The sequence below is a fragment of the Streptomyces sp. NPDC107538 genome, from assembly GCF_055657445.1.
Genome location: NZ_JBVKAY010000002.1, coordinates 585,442 through 601,563, shown reverse-complemented (window position 1 = coordinate 601,563; position 16,122 = coordinate 585,442). Strand labels below are relative to the sequence as shown.

General features: G+C 70.9%; 14 protein-coding genes and 2 pseudogenes. 8 read left to right on the top strand and 8 right to left on the bottom strand.

What is annotated here, in order from left to right:
* The first annotated feature begins 76 nt into the window (after positions 1-76).
* The 3 genes from ACZ7MG_RS08530 (at position 77) to ACZ7MG_RS08520 (ending at position 2,603) form a co-directional block, all read left to right on the top strand.
* Positions 77-655 carry a phosphatase PAP2 family protein gene (locus ACZ7MG_RS08530; RefSeq protein ID WP_471385570.1) on the top strand — a complete coding sequence of 193 codons (579 nt, stop codon included), beginning with the start codon at positions 77-79 and terminating at the stop codon, positions 653-655.
* On the top strand, positions 648-1,589 hold the full coding sequence (locus ACZ7MG_RS08525; protein WP_471385572.1) for a decaprenyl-phosphate phosphoribosyltransferase: 942 nt from the start codon (positions 648-650) through the stop codon (positions 1,587-1,589). Before ACZ7MG_RS08530 ends, ACZ7MG_RS08525 begins: the two co-directional genes overlap by 8 nt.
* A gap of 114 nt (positions 1,590-1,703) precedes the next feature.
* Positions 1,704-2,603 carry a YihY/virulence factor BrkB family protein gene (locus ACZ7MG_RS08520; RefSeq protein WP_471385574.1) on the top strand — a complete coding sequence of 300 codons (900 nt, stop codon included), beginning with the start codon at positions 1,704-1,706 and terminating at the stop codon, positions 2,601-2,603.
* 90 nt (positions 2,604-2,693) lie between these two features.
* On the opposite strand, the gene ACZ7MG_RS08515 is transcribed toward ACZ7MG_RS08520, so the two are convergent.
* Positions 2,694-4,010, bottom strand: a complete 1,317-nt coding sequence (locus tag ACZ7MG_RS08515) for a D-alanyl-D-alanine carboxypeptidase family protein (protein ID WP_471385575.1) — start codon at positions 4,008-4,010, stop codon at positions 2,694-2,696.
* Between the two features lie 127 nt (positions 4,011-4,137).
* Here ACZ7MG_RS08515 and ACZ7MG_RS08510 point away from each other — a divergent pair, with 127 nt between their 5' ends.
* From ACZ7MG_RS08510 to ACZ7MG_RS08495, 4 genes are all read left to right on the top strand, one after another.
* Positions 4,138-4,398, top strand: coding sequence for an SCO4848 family membrane protein (locus ACZ7MG_RS08510; protein ID WP_471385577.1), 261 nt, complete (start codon positions 4,138-4,140; stop codon positions 4,396-4,398).
* The gene (locus ACZ7MG_RS08505; protein ID WP_471385661.1) at positions 4,398-5,762 is read left to right on the top strand and encodes a metallophosphoesterase; all 1,365 of its coding nucleotides are present in this window, start codon (positions 4,398-4,400) and stop codon (positions 5,760-5,762) included. Before ACZ7MG_RS08510 ends, ACZ7MG_RS08505 begins: the two co-directional genes overlap by 1 nt.
* Positions 5,763-5,906: 144 nt before the next feature.
* Positions 5,907-7,460 carry an ABC transporter substrate-binding protein gene (locus ACZ7MG_RS08500; protein WP_471385579.1) on the top strand — a complete coding sequence of 518 codons (1,554 nt, stop codon included), beginning with the start codon at positions 5,907-5,909 and terminating at the stop codon, positions 7,458-7,460.
* A 176-nt stretch (positions 7,461-7,636) separates the two neighbouring features.
* Positions 7,637-8,083 (top strand): ATP-binding protein, encoded by a 447-nt coding sequence (locus tag ACZ7MG_RS08495; RefSeq protein WP_471385581.1) that lies wholly within the window; start codon positions 7,637-7,639, stop codon positions 8,081-8,083.
* Here the strand turns inward: ACZ7MG_RS08495 and ACZ7MG_RS08490 are convergent.
* Positions 8,034-8,522: pseudogene (locus ACZ7MG_RS08490) on the bottom strand (sensor histidine kinase); the annotation flags it as partial. The gene ACZ7MG_RS08495 and the pseudogene ACZ7MG_RS08490 sit on opposite strands and share 50 nt — an antisense overlap.
* Before the next feature lie 272 nt (positions 8,523-8,794).
* Between ACZ7MG_RS08490 and ACZ7MG_RS08485 the strand changes: the two are divergent.
* Positions 8,795-9,241, top strand: a pseudogene (locus ACZ7MG_RS08485) (carboxypeptidase-like regulatory domain-containing protein); the annotation flags it as partial.
* Here the strand turns inward: ACZ7MG_RS08485 and ACZ7MG_RS08480 are convergent.
* The 6 genes from ACZ7MG_RS08480 to ACZ7MG_RS08455 all read right to left on the bottom strand — a co-directional run bounded on the left by ACZ7MG_RS08480 (position 9,213) and on the right by ACZ7MG_RS08455 (position 15,825).
* Positions 9,213-9,821, bottom strand: a complete 609-nt coding sequence (locus ACZ7MG_RS08480) for a Uma2 family endonuclease (RefSeq protein ID WP_471385582.1) — start codon at positions 9,819-9,821, stop codon at positions 9,213-9,215. The pseudogene ACZ7MG_RS08485 and the gene ACZ7MG_RS08480 sit on opposite strands and share 29 nt — an antisense overlap.
* A gap of 90 nt (positions 9,822-9,911) precedes the next feature.
* Entirely contained in the window at positions 9,912-10,724 is an 813-nt protein-coding gene (locus tag ACZ7MG_RS08475) for a TetR/AcrR family transcriptional regulator (RefSeq protein ID WP_471385663.1), read from the bottom strand.
* 18 nt (positions 10,725-10,742) lie between these two features.
* A complete protein-coding gene (locus tag ACZ7MG_RS08470) occupies positions 10,743-11,261 on the bottom strand; it encodes a thiol-disulfide oxidoreductase DCC family protein (RefSeq protein WP_471385584.1) in 519 nt (172 codons plus the stop codon).
* Positions 11,258-11,683: a hypothetical protein gene (locus tag ACZ7MG_RS08465; RefSeq protein WP_471385586.1), complete on the bottom strand. Its 426-nt coding sequence runs from the start codon at positions 11,681-11,683 to the stop codon at positions 11,258-11,260. The genes ACZ7MG_RS08470 and ACZ7MG_RS08465 overlap by 4 nt, the downstream gene beginning before the upstream one ends.
* Before the next feature lie 93 nt (positions 11,684-11,776).
* Positions 11,777-12,184, bottom strand: coding sequence for a VOC family protein (locus tag ACZ7MG_RS08460; protein ID WP_471385588.1), 408 nt, complete (start codon positions 12,182-12,184; stop codon positions 11,777-11,779).
* A 167-nt stretch (positions 12,185-12,351) separates the two neighbouring features.
* Positions 12,352-15,825 (bottom strand): DNRLRE domain-containing protein, encoded by a 3,474-nt coding sequence (locus ACZ7MG_RS08455; protein WP_471385589.1) that lies wholly within the window; start codon positions 15,823-15,825, stop codon positions 12,352-12,354.
* Positions 15,826-16,122 lie beyond the last annotated feature (297 nt).

Below are 16,122 nucleotides of genomic sequence, written 5' to 3'. Positions count from 1 at the left end.
GGTCGAAGAGTGATTAAGGGGATGTCGTTCAAGATTGCCGCAGTTCTCGGACGGCCGCCTACAAGAGTGACGCGGCATGGATGAAGTTGACGTCGTCGACGGTGTGCGGGGCCTGGACCGGCGGTTGCTCTCCGCGCTCCACGCCCGTGCCGCCGACCCGCGCGTGGCGACCGCCGCGCGGGGGCTGTCCTGGGTGGGGGAGCACGGGCTGCTGTGGCTCGCGGCCGGCCTGGCCGGGGCCGCCGTCGACCGGGAACGGCGCGGGGTGTGGCTGCGCGGCACGGCCCTGACCGCCGGGGCGCATCTGGCCAGCATGGGCGTGAAGCGGGTCGTACGACGTCCCCGCCCCGCGCATGCCGCACCCCCCGCGCCCCATACCCGCCTCGCACCCCTCGCACCTCTCGTCCGCACCGCCGGACGGCACTCCTTCCCCAGCTCGCACGCGAGTTCGGCCGCGGCGGCGGTCGCCGTCGTGGCCCACGGGGCCCTGGGCGCCCCGCTGCTGCTTCCCGTCCTCGCCCCGCTCGCCGCCGCGATGTGCCTCTCCCGGCTGGTGGCCGGTGTGCACTACCCGTCGGACGTGGCGGCGGGCGTCGCCCTTGGGGCGCTCACGGCGCGGCTCGGCGCACGCTGGGTGGTGAACGGTCGTGGCTGAGCGCACGGTGGTCCTGGAGCACCGGACGCTCCCCGGGCAGGCGCCCCCGCGGGCCGGCCTCGCCCTCGGCCTCCTCCGGGCCGCACGCCCCCGCCAATGGATCAAGAACATCCTGGTCGTCGCCGCGCCCGCCGCCGCCGGGGAACTCCTCACGCCCCGCGCGCTCACCCAACTCCCGCTCGTCTTCGCCCTCTTCACGGCCTGCTCCGCCGCCGTGTACCTCGTCAACGACGCCCGGGACGCCGAGGCGGACCGCGCCCACCCGGTCAAACGCCACCGCCCGGTCGCCGCCGGACAGGTCCCCGTCCCGGTCGCGTACGGCGTCGGCGGCGCCCTGGCCGTGCTCGCCCCGGTGACCGCCGCCTGGCTCTGCCCGCCGTACGTCACCGCGCTGCTGATCGCGTACCTCGGCCTCCAACTCGCCTACTGCGTCAGCCTCAAGCACGTCCTGGTCGTCGATCTGGCGGTCGTCACCACCGGGTTCCTGATGCGGGCGATGATCGGCGGGCTCGCGCTGGGCATCCCGCTGTCGCGCTGGTTCCTGATCACCACCGGGTTCGGCGCGCTGTTCATGGTCGCGGCCAAGCGGTACTCGGAGGCCCTGCAGACGGCCGACCGGCCCGGCGCGACCCGGGCGCTGCTCACCGAGTACACGGCCGGATACCTGCGCTTCGTCTGGCAGCTGGCGGCCGGGGTCGCCGTCCTCGGCTACTGCCTCTGGGCCCTGGAGGAGGGCGGCGCACCGAGCACCGGCATCCTGCCCTGGCGTCAACTCTCCCTGGTCGCCTTCGTCCTGGCCGTCCTCCGCTACGCCGTCTTCGCCGACCGGGGCACCGCGGGCGAGCCCGAGGACGTGGTCCTGCACGACCGCCCCCTCACCCTCGTCGCGGCGGCGTGGATGACGATGTACGCGGCCGCGGTGGCGGACTGGTGACACCGCGGCGGGGGGCGTCGAAACCGGTGACCGCCGGGGAGCGGATCCCGGGCCGGTGCGGGGGTATCCGGTAGCGGAGCATCGGTCGGCGACGAGTGGGGCAGAGTTCGGATCATGGACTGGCTGAAAAAGCTCCCCGGGATCGGTCCCCTGGTGGAGCGCCTGACGACCACGCACGCGTGGCGGTCGTACGAGCGGCTGGAGCGGGTGAAGTGGACCCGCCTGGCCGCGGCGATGACCTTCATCAGCTTCCTGGCGCTGTTCCCGCTGCTGACCGTGGCCGCCGCCATCGCCGCGGCCACCCTCGGCGAGGACAGACAGCGGGACCTGGAGGACCGGGTCGCCGAGCAGGTGCCCGGCATCTCCGACCAGCTCGACATCGCGGGCCTCGTCGACAACGCCGGCACGATCGGGATCATCGCCGGCGCGCTGCTGCTGTTCACCGGCATCGGCTGGGTCGGCGAGATGCGCGGCTGTCTGCGCGCGGTCTGGGAGAAACCGGACGACGACGGGAACTTCTTCCTCGCCAAGGGCAAGGACACGGGCGTCCTGGTCGGTCTCGGCGGCGCGGTACTCGTCTCCCTGGCCGCGTCCACCTCCGCGTCCTGGGCCGTCGGCCGGTTCGCGGACCAGCTCGGCATCGACCGCGACGGATGGGGCGGCATCCTGCTGCGCGTCGCCGCGTTCGCCGTCGCCGTCCTCGCCGACTTTCTGCTGCTCCTCTACGCCCTCACCCTGCTGCCCGGCGTCCAGCCGCCCCGCCGCCGCCTCGTCGTCGCCGCCCTCATAGGAGCCATCGGCTTCGAACTCCTCAAGCTCCTCCTCAGCGGCTACATGCAGGGCATCGCCGCCAAGAGCATGTACGGAGCCTTCGGCGTCCCCATCGCCCTCCTCCTCTGGATCAACTTCACGACCAAGCTGCTGCTGTACTGCGCGGCTTGGACGGCGGAGGGCAGCAAAGAGAGTGGGGAGGCAGCGGATCCGAAGCCTCCGACCGAGGGCAGCGCCCCGTAAGGGGCGCGAGGAACGGCGCGACAAGCCCCAACGCACCCGCACCCCGCATCGGACATCAACCAGGCACCCCCTCCCCGGACCCGGACCGCCCTACTTCTTCCCCCGCAGAGGCCACTTCCGATTCACCAGGAACACCCCACCGGCCACCACCCCCAACACGCCCCCCATGACCCCCAGGGCAACCCCGACCCCGCCACCCCCGCCGGAGGCCCCCGCGGCGACCGACTTTCCGCCCGCCCCACCGGAGGCCGACGCGGACGCCGTAGCCCCCGGCTGCGCACTCGGCTCGGCATCCCCACCGGAGGTCTCCGCACTCTTCGGCGGCACCAGCTCACCCACCGGCGTCACCTTGCCCGCCGCCTTGAACCCCCAGTCGAGGAGGCTCGCGGTCTCCTTGTAGACCTGGTTGTGCTCGTCCTTCTCCGGATGCATGACGGTGACGAGGAGAACCCGGTCACCCCGCTCGGCGACCCCGGTGAAGGTCGCACCCGCGTTCGTCGTGTTGCCGTTCTTCACACCCGCGATGCCCTGGTAGGAGTCGAGCCCGCTGTCCCCGGTGAGCAGCCGGTTGGTGTTCTGGATCTCGAAGGACGAACGGCTCTTCTTGCCGTTCTTCCCCTTCTTCGTCTCGCCCGGGAACTTCGCCCGCACGGTGGAGCAGTACTCCCGGAAGTCCTTCTTCTGCAGCCCCGACCTGGCGATCAGCGTCAGGTCGTACGCCGACGACACCTGCCCCTTGGCGTCGTAGCCGTCGGGGCTGACCGCGTGCGTGTCGAGGGCCTGGAGCTCCTCGGCGTGCGCGTTCATGTCCGCGACGGTCTGCTTGACCCCGCCGTTCATGGCCGACAGGACGTGCACCGCGTCGTTGCCGGAGCGAAGGAAGACACCGAGCCACAGATCGTGGACGGTGTACGTCTCGTCCTCCTTTATGCCGACCATGCTGGAGCCCGCGCCGACACCCGCCAGATCGGCCGGGGCGACCTTGTGCTCGTCGTCCCGGTTGAACTTCGGCAGCAGCGTGTCCGCGAACAGCATCTTCAGCGTGCTCGCCGGGGCGAGCCGCCAGTGCGCGTTGTGCGCGGCCAGCACCTCGCCCGACTCGGCGTCCGCGACGATCCAGGAGCGGGCGCTGATGCCCTTGGGCAGGACGGGCGCGTCACTGCCGAGCGTGGCCTGGGTCCCCGGCTTGCCCAGCGACTCGCCGCCGACGGTCGACATGTTCGCCGGAGGCGTCGCGGACGGCGAGGTGCTCGGACTCGGTGACGGCTTCGCCTTCGCCGCGAAGGCCGCGGGAGCCGCGAGGGCCGGGGCGGCCGTCAGCGTCGACAGCGAGGTCAGCGAGAGGGACAGCAGGGTGGCTGAGGTGACCAGCAGGGGGCGCCTGGCGGTCTTCTTGGAGGCGGGCACGATCGAGAAAGTACATGGCTCCGACCGGTAAATCCCACTGGAGCGCCCCGTGGCTCGCCCGCTCCTGCTCGCGCCCCCGCTCGCACCCCGGCGCGAGGACCCCCCGGCCGACGGCGATACTGAACGCATGACGCTCAGCCGCCCCCTCTCCTGGTTCCTGCTCGCCTTCGGGGTGTGGAGCTGGGTCATCTGGACCACTTTCATCAAAAACCTGTGGAAGGACGGCAGCGGGCTCGCGTTCGACGACGCGGGTGATCCGACGGCGTACTTCTGGGTGCATCTGACGCTCGCCGTCGTCTCCTTTGCCCTTGGGACGGCCATCGGGGTCATCGGGTTGCGCGGCGTGCGCGCCCTTCGCCGAGACCGTGTGACCGGGAGTACGACGTGATGATCGCTGTCTTCGTCCTCGTCGCCCTGCTGGTGCTGGGCGCCTTCGGGGCGCTGCACTGGTACGCGTGGCGCCGCCTGGTGCGCGACACGACGCGCGGGCCGGGGCTCGCCAGACGCGTGGGCACGGTGGTGTTCATCGCCGGACCGCTGCTGATGGTCGGCGGCTTCGCGGCCGAGCGCACCGGTGCCCCCTTCTGGCTGCAGCGGACGCTGACCTGGCCGGGCTTCATGTGGCTCGCCCTCGCGCTGTATCTGCTGCTGGCCCTGCTGGTGGGGGAGCTCGTACGGCCCCTCGTGCTCCGTCTGGTGGCGCGGCGCGCCCCGGCGCCCGCGCCGGAGCCGGACCAGGAGCCGATGGTGCGCGAGCCCGAACCGCAGCCGGTCCCGGCGGGCGGCGGCCCCGCGGAGGCCGAGGCCGCGGAGGCCACCGAGCCCGGACAGCCCGTCGCCCCCGCCGGCCCCGCCGCCTCCTCGGCGGCCGAACCCCCGGCCCCGCCCGCCTCCACCACCCCGGCCGCCCCCGCGCCCCCGGCCGACCCCTCCCGCCGGCTCTTCGTCTCCCGGGTCGTCGGCGGGGCCGTCGCCGCCGCGGCCGTCGGTACCGTCGGCTACGGCACCTACGGCGTCGTACGCGGCCCCAAGCTCAAGCGGGTCACCGTGCCGCTGGCCAAACTCCCGCGCGCGGCCCACGGTTTCCGGATCGCGGTGGTCAGCGACATCCACCTCTCGCCGATGCTGGGCCGGGGCTTCGCCCAGAAGGTCGTCGACACGATCAACTCGACGCAGCCCGACCTGATCGCGGTGGTCGGCGACCTCGTCGACGGCGATGTCGAGGACCTGGGTCCGGCGGCGGCGCCGCTCGCCGGTCTGAAGGCGCGACACGGCAGCTTCTTCGTCACCGGCAACCACGAGTACATCTCCGGCGCCGAGCAGTGGGTCGAGGAGGTGCGGCGGCTGGGCCTGACCCCGCTGGAGAACGCCCGCCGCGAGCTGCCGTATCTCGATCTCGCCGGGGTGAACGACATCGCGGGCGAGGACGAGGGCCAGGGCCCCGACTTCGCCAAGGCGCTCGGCGACCGGGACACCTCGCGCGCCGTGGTGCTGATGGCCCATCAGCCCGTGCAGATCCACGACGCCGTCGACCACGGCGTCGACCTCCAGCTCTCCGGGCACACCCACGGTGGCCAGATGTGGCCCATGACCTATGTCGCCGAGGCCGCCAACCCCACCCTCGCGGGCCTGGAGCGCTACGGCGACACCCAGCTCTACGTCACCCGCGGCGCGGGTGCCTGGGGGCCGCCGGTGCGGGTCGGGGCGCCGTCGGACATCACCGTGGTGGAGCTGGCGTCGAAGCAGGCCTGATACGGCCCCCATGCTTACTAAGTTCTTTCTCAACTCAACAAAACCTGTCTTCCGTCAACACAGGCGACTGTGGTTAGGTGATCCGCGCCACCGAGGAACCACTGTGCGTAGTGGGCCGGGTGGGAATCCCTGGGAGGGGCGCCGATGCGGTCGGTTCGCTTGCGGATTCTCGCGTCGCTGCTGGTCCTGGCGAGCGCGGCGATCGGCGGCTGGCAGTTGCTGCCGGCCCAGCGGGACGTGAACCGGGCGATCACCGTCGGCACGACCGACGCGGTCACCTCGCTCGACCCGGCCGGCGCCTACGACGCGGGCTCCTGGGCGCTGTTCAGTAATGTGTTCCAGTCCCTGCTGACCTTCGAGCCGGGCGGTGCCACACCCGTTCCGGACGCCGCCCGGGCGTGCGGGTTCGTCGGCAACGCCCTCACCGTCTACCGCTGCACCCTCCGCCCGGACCTGCGGTTCCCCAGCGGGCGCGAGGTCACCGGCAAGGACGTCAAGTACTCCTTCGACCGGGTCAAGCGCATCAACGCGGACACCGGCCCCGCCGCGCTGCTCGACACGCTCCGGTCGGTCACCGCGGACGGACTGTCCGTCAGCTTCCGTCTCTCCTCGCCGGACGCCACCTTTCCGTTCAAGGTGGCCACCGGCGCCGGTGCGATCGTCGACAGCACCAAGTACGCGACGAGCAGGCTGCGTACGGACGGCGGTGCCGACGGCAGCGGGCCCTACACGCTGACCTCGTACGCGGACGAACAGGCCCGGCTCGCCCCGAACGGCGACTACCGGGGCGCCGTCCAGCAGCCCGGCAGCCCCGTCCTGATGCGCTACTACAAGGACTCGGCGGCGCTGCAGAAGGCGTGGAAGGCACGGCGGATCGACGTGGTCACCCGCACCCTGCCGCCCGCGACGCTCGCCGCGCTGTCGCCCAGCGACCCCGACCAGCGGGTCACCGAGGCCGACAGCACCGAGACCCGCAACGTCGTGCTCAACGTGCGGCCGAACTCGCCCTTCCAGGACCGCCGGGTACGGCAGGCGCTGGCCGCGCTGATCAACCGCGAGAAGCTGGTCGCCGACGTCTACCGGGGCACCACCGACCCGCTCTACTCGCTCATCCCGGCCGGCATCACCGGCCACACCACCTCGTTCTTCGACGCGAACCCCAAGCCCGACCCGCAGCGCGCCCGCCGGCTCCTCGACGAGGCCGGCGTCTCCATGCCCGTGCGCTTCACCTTCGGGTACGCCGAGGGCCGGGGCTCGTCCGCCGCCGAGGCCGCCGAGCTGAAGGAACAGCTGGAGGCGAGCGGGCTGTTCTATGTGACCACCAAGGCGTACGAGTGGACCGCCTTCCAACAGCGGTACGCCGAAGGCAAGTTGGATGCGTACGGGGTGGGCTGGGTCGCCGACTACCCCGACCCCGACACCTTCGCCGGACCCCTTGTCGGCACCGGCAACTCCCTGGACAACGGCTACAGCAGTGAGCAGGCCGACCGGCTCATCAAGGACAGCCGGCGCTACGAGGACCGCGGCCGGGCCGCCGCGGACTTCAAGGAACTGCAGGACGTCGTGGCCCAGGACGTGCCGATGATCCCGCTGTGGCAGCGCAAGGAGTACGTGCTCAGCAGTGAGGAGGTCGGCGGGGCGCAGTATCTGTCCGACGGGACCGGGGTCTTCCGGCTGTGGCGGCTGGACTGGATCTGACGAGGGTCACGGTGATGGCTCCGGCCCTGGGCATGGCCGATGGTTCCGGCCGGGATATGACAGACGCCGGGTGACAGCTGACGCGAACTCGCGGGCCGGACGTTCGAGGGAGTGACAGGACGCGCTCGCCCACCGCATCTTCTGTGTCGGGGATGTGATCGGGGTGAGGAGCGAACGTGGTGAGACGCAACTCCTTCCGGCTGCCCCGCCATCCGGCGTCCGTGGGCCTCGCCCGGCACCGTGTACGGGAACACCTGGTCGACTGGGGGCACGGTGAGGGCTCCCCGGCCCTGGAGGACATCGTGCTCGTCGTCTCCGAGCTGGCCACCAACGTCGTACGCCACGGCCCTTTGCTGGAGCGGGAGTTCGAGGTCGCGGTGACCGCGCTGGCGGACGGATCCTGCTTCATCGAGGTCTCGGACGAGGGGATGGCCCCGCCCCGGCTCAGGGAGGTGGGGGAGTGGGCGGAGTCGGGGCGGGGGCTGCGGCTGGTGGAGCATCTCGCGGCGGCCTGGGGGGTGTGGAGCCGGGGTCGGCACGGCAAGACGGTGTGGGCGCTGGTGGGGGCGCCCCCAGAGCGACCGTCACTTTCAGGCCATCGCCCGGGACCGTGGTCACCGTGACCTCGCCTGCGTGGGCCTCCACCACTCCCTGCCCGATCGCCATGCCCAGACCGCTGCCCGCGCCGCCGCCCGCCCGGAAGAAGCGGTCGAAGACCCGGGCCGCGTCCTCCTCCGCCAGACCGGGCGCCTAGTCCGCCACGCACAGCCGTACGACGCCGTCCTCCCGCGCGAGGGAGAGGCGCACCGGCACGTCCGCCGGGGTGTGGGTGCGGACGTTGCTCACCAGGTCGCCCAGGACCTGCCGGAGGCCCGACTCGTCGGCCCGGAGCGGGAGGGCGCCGTCGGCGTGGACGGTGACCGGGCGGTCGGGCTGCTGGGCGCGGAGGTCGGCGGCGGCGTCGCGGACCAGGCGGGTCAGGTCGACGTTCCGCAGACGGAGTTCGGGGCGCTGGTCGAGCCGGGCGAGGGCGAGGAGTTCCTCGACGAGGTGGCCCGCACGGGAGTTCCCACAGGGGCCCGGTCCCGCCTTGGAGTTCCTTGAGAGTCATGGGCGGCCCATGTCGCCGCTCCCGCGCCGCGGTCAAGGGTGAACCCAGGACCTGGGGGACCGAACGACGACCAATGCGCGGGCACGGACTACGCGAATGTCTTCTCCCTCCCGGACACGGACTCCAAGCACGCGTACGACCTGATGGACAAGGCCTTCCCGGAGCGCGCGGGCGACACCGACACGGTGGTGTGGAAGGTGGCCGAGGGGTCGGTCGACGACGACTCCGTACGGCCCTGGTGCCGGCCGCGATGCATCTGCTCGGGAAGGCGAACTGATGGCTGCCGGCAGGGCTGGAACGACGGCTGCCGCATCTGGCGGTGGAGCCGAGGGAGGAGACTTCGGCGGTTGCGCCCCCGGACGGTCCCGCTTCCGTGATCCACGGTTTCGTCAGTACGGCGGACGGTGAGCCGGCCGAGGGCGCCGAGGTGACCCTGTTGTCGCGGGGCGGCCGTCAGCTGGACCGGGTGACGGCCCTGGCGGACGGCTCGTACATCGTGGCGGTACCCGGCCCGGGGCCTTACCTCCTGGCCACGACCTCACCGACGTCCGCCTCCCGCGCGCGTCAGGTGGTCGTGGGGGAGGGGCCGCTGGTGTACGACGTGGAGGTGGCCGGGGTGGTCGAGGGGGAGGTGGACGCGGTCAACCAGCCTTCTTCTGTCCCGCCTTGATGATTTGGTCGACGTCCAGGGCGACCTTGGCGCCGATCGTCTCCGGCAGGGAAATGATCTCGCCGGGGGCGTGGACGCGATGGCTCGTGTACTCGCCCTTGGCGGGATCGGTGAGTACGTGGAGCCGCTGGTGCTTGCGGTCGACGACGACATAGACGGGGACCTGCGCCTCGGCGTAGGCGGTGACCTTGGTCTTGAGGTCGTTCTTCCAGTTCCCGGAGGTGACTTCGAGGACGAGGCGGAAGCAGATCGGATCGTAGGAGTTGTTCTCCACGAGGTGCTCGTCGATGTCGGCGTCCACCACCGCGAGGTCGGGGATGGCGTAGTCCTCGGTATCGGTGGGCAACCAGAGCCCCACGCCTTGGAGCACCGCTGTTTCGCCGTCGTCGAGGCCCGCCTCGATGAACGGACGCATCAGTTTCGTCAGGGCGCGGGCATGGGCGCTGTCCGGGGCCGGGGACACGAGGAGAAGGCCTCCGATGATCTCGACGCGGTAGCCCGGATGACGCTCCATGATCTCGTCGGCGATGGCGGTGAGCGGCCGAGGATCGACGGACTGCTCGACGCATGCAGCGGACATCGCGTGCCTCCCGTGGGCTGGTGTCGAGAAAATCATCGTAGGCAGGAGCGGAACCAGGTGTCCCGTTCGACTTCGTTCACCCGAAAGTGATCACTCCACCCCTCGCCCCTCGCCCCCCGGCCCCGGCACCCCCTCCGGCGCCCCCTTTGTCATCCCCGGCAGGAAGTCCGTGAACAGCTCGTGCACCTCGCGGACCAGCGGCCGCAGCGCCCGGAACCGCGCCAACGAGACGCCCCGGGTGGTCAGGCGTGCCCCCCGCTCGGCCAGCCGGTAGCTGCGGGCGCGCCCCTCGCTCCGGTCGAAGACCCAGTACAGGACGAGCCCCATCTGGGAGAGCCACATCAACTCCGGGAGGATTTCCCGGAGTTCGTCCGGGACCTTGGCCTTGGACCCGGCGAGGATCTCGCGGTGGATGCCGATGGACTCCTCGCGCGGCCCCTCCGACTCGGGGGAGAAGGGGCTGAGCGGGCTCTCCGGATCGGCCGCGTTCTTGAAGAACTGCGCCGCGAACTCGTGGTACGGCTCCGCCACGTCCAGCCACGCCTTCAGCACCCCGGCGATCCGCGCCTCCAGGTCCTTCTCCCGCTCCAGCACGGGCCGCACCGCCGTGAGGTGCTCGGCGCCGATCCGGTCGTAGAACCCCTGGATCAGGTGTTCCTTGCCGGCGAAGTAGTAGTACGCGTTCCCGACAGAGACCCCGGCCTCCTTGGCGATGCTCCGCATCGTCGTCTTGTCGTACCCGCGCTCCTGGAAGAGCCGCAGCGCGGTCTGCAGGATCAGCGCACGGGTCTGCTCGGACTTGGCGGAACCCTTGGGACCGGGCTGCTCCGCGCCGTCCCTGGGGCCGCCGGCCCCCGCGTCGGGCTGGTCGGCGCCGGGCTCTGGGCTGGGGTTGTCGTTCAGTGCGGCCACGGGCAGAGCCTAACGAGTCGCGCGGGTACCGGTGTCGCAGCCGCCGGGAGGGCGGTACAGCCACCCGTACCGCCGGTCGTACGCCCATCCCGTCAGCTCGGCCCCGCCGCTCCCGCAGCCCGAGCCGGGCTGGCGGTGGGCGCCGCGCCACTTCGCGGCGGTGAGGACGGCGGTGCGCGCGAGCCGGGCCCCCGCCGGGGTGCTCAGCCGGTGCGCGAGCGGCCGGTACTCACGCAGCGCCCACAGGCACACGATCCAGGCGGCGGCCCCGCGGTACACCTGCCCGCCGTCGCCCACGATCGTGATCTCCTCCAGGGTCGCCCCGTGGTCGAGCGACGGGAACCGCCGCCGGGCCTCCTCGGACCCCGCCGCCACGAACCCCAGCGGTACCAACTGGCGCTGCCTGCCCAGCCAGTCCCGCAGGAAGGCGCACAGTCCGCACCCGGCGTCGTACAGCACGGTGAGCCCGCGGACCGGGACGCGCTCAGCGCCCCGGTCCCCGGTGGCCGCCTGGGCCGTGGTGCTCATACCTGCCCCGTCGGCGCGCTCCAGCCCTGCGGCGCGGCCCAGGCCTGCGGCGCGACCGGCGGCAGTTGCTCCCGCTCCATGACGCCCCGCCGCCGGAACCTGTTCAGCACGAAGACGTTCCCCAGGTGCAGCACCCCGAGCACGAGCAGCACCACGCCGAGCTTCGCCGACACCGCCTCGAACACCTCACGCGGGCTGGTGATGGCCCCGTCGGCGTCCAGGTACAGCGCCACGAACCCGAGGTTCACGAGATAGAACCCCACCACCAGCAGGTGGTTCACCGCGTCCGCGAGCGCCTCGTTCCCCCGCAGCACGTCCGAGAGGAAGATCCGCCCGTTCCTGCTCAACGTCCGCGCCACCCACACCGTCAGCCCCACGCTGACCAGCGAATACACGACGTACGCGACGACCGTGAGATCCATGTCCCCACCCCTCAGCAACATTCTTGAACGCGTTCAAAGCGTCCCGGGGAGGACTGTAGCGCTGTTTTTGAACACGTTCAACCGATCAGTCGATCATCCGGTGCGGGCCAGCTCCGGCCGCTTGCTGTAGTCCGTGAACCCGATGACGTTCCCCCAGGGGTCCGCGAACTCGACGGTCCAGCCGGTGGCGACGGAGAACGGGGGGTCGAGCGGCGGCACCCCCGCCGCCGTCAGGTCCCGCGCGGCGGCCCGCGCGTCGGGCACCTCCAGCCACACCCGTGCGGACGCCCACACGGGCGGTCGCTGCCGCAGCTCCTCCTCCACCCGCAGCAGCAGTCCGGGCGTCTCCTTGCCGACCTTCAGCCCCGCGATCCCGGCCTCGTCCAGCCGGAAGCCCACCTCGAAGCCGGCCCGCTCGTAGAACGAGACGGCCTCGCCGAGGTCGCCGACGGGGAGGAGGACGTTGTCGAAACCGAGCAGGTCGTACGACTCGTGCGACATGTGTGATGCATGTGATGCGTATGACTCTTTGTCTGACATGTCGTCAGATTAGAGCGTCGGCTGGTACGACCGCGGGAACGACAGCACGTGCCCACGCGGCCGGGGCATGGAAAGGAGGCCGAGCCGCGGCTTCCCGCGGCCGGCCCCCTCCCCGCCCTCGCTGCCGGTCAACCGATGGCGATCCGGGTCTTCCAGTAGCTCGCGGAAGCCACGATCTCCGTACCCGAGCCCGCCAGGACCGTCTTGCCACCGGCGTAGAAGCGGACCGAACCGTCGGAACGCACCGTCCAGACGTCGGGAACGGTGTCCCCGTTCGCGTCCGGGGTCCCGATCAGCAGCGGGATGTTGGCGTTGGACCAGCCGGCGGAACCGTACTCGAGGTCGGTGCCGCCGGAGGAGTCGGCTTCGGAGGACAGGGACTCCAGATCGGTGCCACCACCGCCCGCCGCCTTGCCCTTGCGGAGCATGAGCTGGGCGTACTCGTCCGTGCGGTACACCATGTCCGTCACCCCGTCGCCGGTGATGTCCAGGACGGTGACGATGTCGCGCTCGGTCCAGGCGGAGCCCGACAGACGGATCGCCTGGTCGATGGTGGCGCCGTGGTAGCCGGTGAGAGCCCAGAGTTCGTCGCCCGCGGTGGCGAAGAAGTCGGTACGGCCGTCGCCGGTGGCGTCACCCGTGGACACGATCTGCGTCAGCGAGGCCGGGCTGGGCGCCCCGTCGGGCAGCAGGATCTCCACGCGCTTGTCGATGTTGACGGCACCGTAGCCGTCGCCGGGATACACCCACAACTTGCCGCCGACGCGCACCACCAGGTCCTGGAGGCCGTCACCGCCGTAGATGTCCCCGTTGTGGGTGATCAGGGCACCCTTGAAGTGGCCGGAGGGTGCGGCGACATACGGCGGCAGGTCGTCGCCGTTCGGATCCTTGGCCGGGTTGGACCGGTAGGCGCCGGCCATCGAGTAGTCCAGGTCACCGGAGCCCTTGGCGAGGTCGTTGGTGGCCTGGGAGGGGTAGAGGGCCAGATTGCCCGCGTCGGTGACGACCATCAGGTCCGGGAGCTTGTCCCCGGTGAAGTCGCCGGGTGAGTCGGCCTGGTCGCGGGGGCTGACGTAGAAGAAGTACTTCGTGGGCTGCGACACGTTGCCCGCGCCGTCCACGGTTCGCACGTAGAGGACGTTGGGACCGGCGGTGGGCGGCTTGGCGTTCGTCAGCGTCGCGCTGACGGTGGTCGCGGTACCGGCCTTCCGGTCCAGGTGGAAGGGATAGCTGGGCGCGTTGAACCCGTACTCGTACCGCACGACATCCGTGTTGAGCGCACGCACGGTGAACGTGCCGGCCGTGCCGAACTTCTTGGTGCTCCACTTCGAGTCGTCGGCGCCGCTGCCGAAGCCGTTCTCGTCGCCGTCGGCGTTGGGGAAGTCGGTGGAGCTGACCTTGGGCGATTTCGGCGCGGCCGTGTCGAGGACGAAGCGGCACGGTGTCTTGGCCGGGGAGAAGGGGGAGGACGATTCCGCGTCGTCCCAGGCTCGCACCCGCCAGGAGTAGAGCGTGCCGTTGGTCAGTCTGCTGGTGGAGAACTCCTTCGTCGTCCTGAGCGCCGTGCCCTTGTCCGATCCCACGGACACTTTGCCGGTCGCGCCCAGCAGGTCACCCGTCGTCGCCCATTTGCCGTGCGGCCACAGGTCGAAGTCGAGGAAATCGAGGTTCTTGTCCTTGTCGGACGCCTTCGCGGTGAAGGTCAGACTTCCCGAACCCATCCGGGCGTAGGGCTGAGTGGTGGTGCATTTGGCGTCGGGGCCGAGGTCGAGGGAGGTCGGCGCACTGGGCTTGCGGTTGTAGATCAATTCCAGTACCGGCGGGTTCTCGCCGTTGGCCTGGAACTTCTTCCACGCGTACTGCGAATCCTCGTCCCGGGCCCGCATTCCGAACGTGATGGTGTCCCGCCCTTCGTCGGCCTTCTTCTGCGCGGCGGACCGCACATTGAAGCCTTCCCAGGCGTCTCCGCAACTGGACTTGTAGCCGTGCGCGAAGCTCTTGGTGGTGACCTTGTTGCCGTCGTGCAGCTTGGGCGCGTTCTTCCAGTTGGTACGCCCGTTGACCTTGCCGGTGACATGCACGCTCATCGAGCGGGCGCTGCACGACCAGGAGTACGTTTCCAGCATGTACAGCTTCGCCGACTCGATCTTCGTTCCCTTGAGGTCCTTGTCGAAGTCCATGTTGAAGTACGAGCGCGAGGTGCCCCAGGTGTCCGACTCGAAGCCGACCCGGGCCTCGTGCGTACCGCCCTTGTTGAAGCCCTTGCCGTTGTAGAACGTAGCGTTGGGGTGCCGGCTGTACGCGGTGGTCCAGTCCTGGATGTGCTTCTTGACGGACGGGTCGATGAAGACCGGATACGTGGTGGCGGGGTCGTCGAGGAAATCCTGGTCCGGGGTGAGAAGCCAGTTCGCTCCCGACAGGTCGGCCTCGACGAGTTCGCCACGCGAGTCGGGGGCGGGGCCGTCGAGCCCGGCCAGGCCGAGGGTGGCCGCCGAGCCGGTCGGGGAGGGTTCGGGCGTCGGCTCGGCCGGGGCGGTGGGCGGCGGGGAGTCCGACGGAGTGGGCCCCGGGCCGTCGGTGGCCACCGGGAGCTCTTCGGGGTCCGGGTCGATCTGCTCGTCCGTCTCGACGAGTTCTTCCTCGGTGGGAGTCGTGTCGTCGCTCGGCGTGGGGCTCGACGAGTCGACGGGGTCCGGGCTCTCGTCGTCGGTCGGCTGGGCGGAGGCGCCGACCGAGCCGTCGGTGACCGCCGGCGTGCCGCTGCTGTCCCACATCAGCGGCGTCGGCGACAGCGCGACCTCCTCGCCGTCCGCGTCCTCGGCGGCGAGGACACCGGTGAGGGGGTTCAGGCGGAACGACAGGCTCGTCGAAGTGATGCCGTAGGTGAGCTGCCGGGCGCGCGGATCGGCCGCCGCCTGCCGGTTCTTGAGGACGAGCAACTGCGCGAAGCCGTCGTCGTCGGCCGTGAGGACGAGGTCGGCGCCCGGGAAGATCTCCGGGTACAGCGCGCGCGAGCCGTCGATGACCGGTGCGGGTACCGTGCCGGGCCAGGTGAGTTGGATGTCGTGGCCGTCGACGGTGAGGGTGACCAGGGTGCTCGCGTCGACCGCGGCCGTACTCAGGCTCTTGAGCAGGGAGACGCGCTGCACTGTGGACCGGGAGGCGCGCTCCCCCTCGTCGCGCGTCGCCCCGGAGCCGGCCGAGAACACCATCCGGGTGTTGGTGGCCTTCGGCTCCCAGCCGTTCTCGGTGCGACGGAGGTCGTAGTCGATGTCCTTCCACCGGCCGCCCACCTTGGCCCGGACGGGGGAGGCGTAGAGCTTCTTGGCCATCGAGCCGTCGGAGCGCGCCCATGTGGTGGACCGGGCGGTGCGCAGTGCCGTGACCTCGACTGGCTTCCCGGTCTTCGCGGCCCGCGCGAGCGCGGCGGCTTCCGTGACCGGCTTCGCCTTCCGGGCGTCACTCGACCGGTCGCGTGGGCCGGGCTCGTCCAGACCGAGACCGGCGAAGGCGATGCCGGTGGCGGCGAGCGCCGCGGTGAGTACGACGGCGATCGTCCGTCCGCCGGGTACGTGACGCCGGTTGCGCTCCTTGCGCGTCATCGGGCGAGTTCCCCTTCCCCCCAGGAAACCGGCACGGGACAGGGCTCGGCCGGGCCAGCCGATGATGGCTCAAGAGCGGGCTGCCGTCACGCTTCGCAAGCGGAGGGAATTGATTGAGTCGGACACAGGGAAGCCACGTAAAGGTGGTTGGAAGCCGGAGGTGGTAACTGCCTTCCGGCTGAGCCCTATTGGCATATAGGGCGGCAGATCGCTCCTTAACTCCCCCGCATAGGTGCGTATTTGCGAAGGGAACCGGTGAATTGCGCGGTTCACGGCAGACAGGTGACGGATTCCGGT

What these genes read in the sequence shown, in the direction of transcription:
- ACZ7MG_RS08530 (WP_471385570.1), top strand. Translation starts at nt 77, where the DNA reads ATGGATGAAGTTGACGTCGTCGACGGTGTGCGGGGCCTGGACCGGCGG.
- ACZ7MG_RS08520 (WP_471385574.1), top strand. Translation starts at nt 1,704, where the DNA reads ATGGACTGGCTGAAAAAGCTCCCCGGGATCGGTCCCCTGGTGGAGCGC.
- ACZ7MG_RS08510 (WP_471385577.1), top strand. Translation starts at nt 4,138, where the DNA reads ATGACGCTCAGCCGCCCCCTCTCCTGGTTCCTGCTCGCCTTCGGGGTG.
- ACZ7MG_RS08505 (WP_471385661.1), top strand. Translation starts at nt 4,398, where the DNA reads ATGATCGCTGTCTTCGTCCTCGTCGCCCTGCTGGTGCTGGGCGCCTTC.
- ACZ7MG_RS08500 (WP_471385579.1), top strand. Translation starts at nt 5,907, where the DNA reads ATGCGGTCGGTTCGCTTGCGGATTCTCGCGTCGCTGCTGGTCCTGGCG.
- ACZ7MG_RS08480 (WP_471385582.1), bottom strand. Translation starts at nt 9,821, where the DNA reads ATGTCCGCTGCATGCGTCGAGCAGTCCGTCGATCCTCGGCCGCTCACC.
- ACZ7MG_RS08470 (WP_471385584.1), bottom strand. Translation starts at nt 11,261, where the DNA reads ATGAGCACCACGGCCCAGGCGGCCACCGGGGACCGGGGCGCTGAGCGC.
- ACZ7MG_RS08465 (WP_471385586.1), bottom strand. Translation starts at nt 11,683, where the DNA reads ATGGATCTCACGGTCGTCGCGTACGTCGTGTATTCGCTGGTCAGCGTG.
- ACZ7MG_RS08460 (WP_471385588.1), bottom strand. Translation starts at nt 12,184, where the DNA reads ATGTCGCACGAGTCGTACGACCTGCTCGGTTTCGACAACGTCCTCCTC.
- ACZ7MG_RS08455 (WP_471385589.1), bottom strand. Translation starts at nt 15,825, where the DNA reads ATGACGCGCAAGGAGCGCAACCGGCGTCACGTACCCGGCGGACGGACG.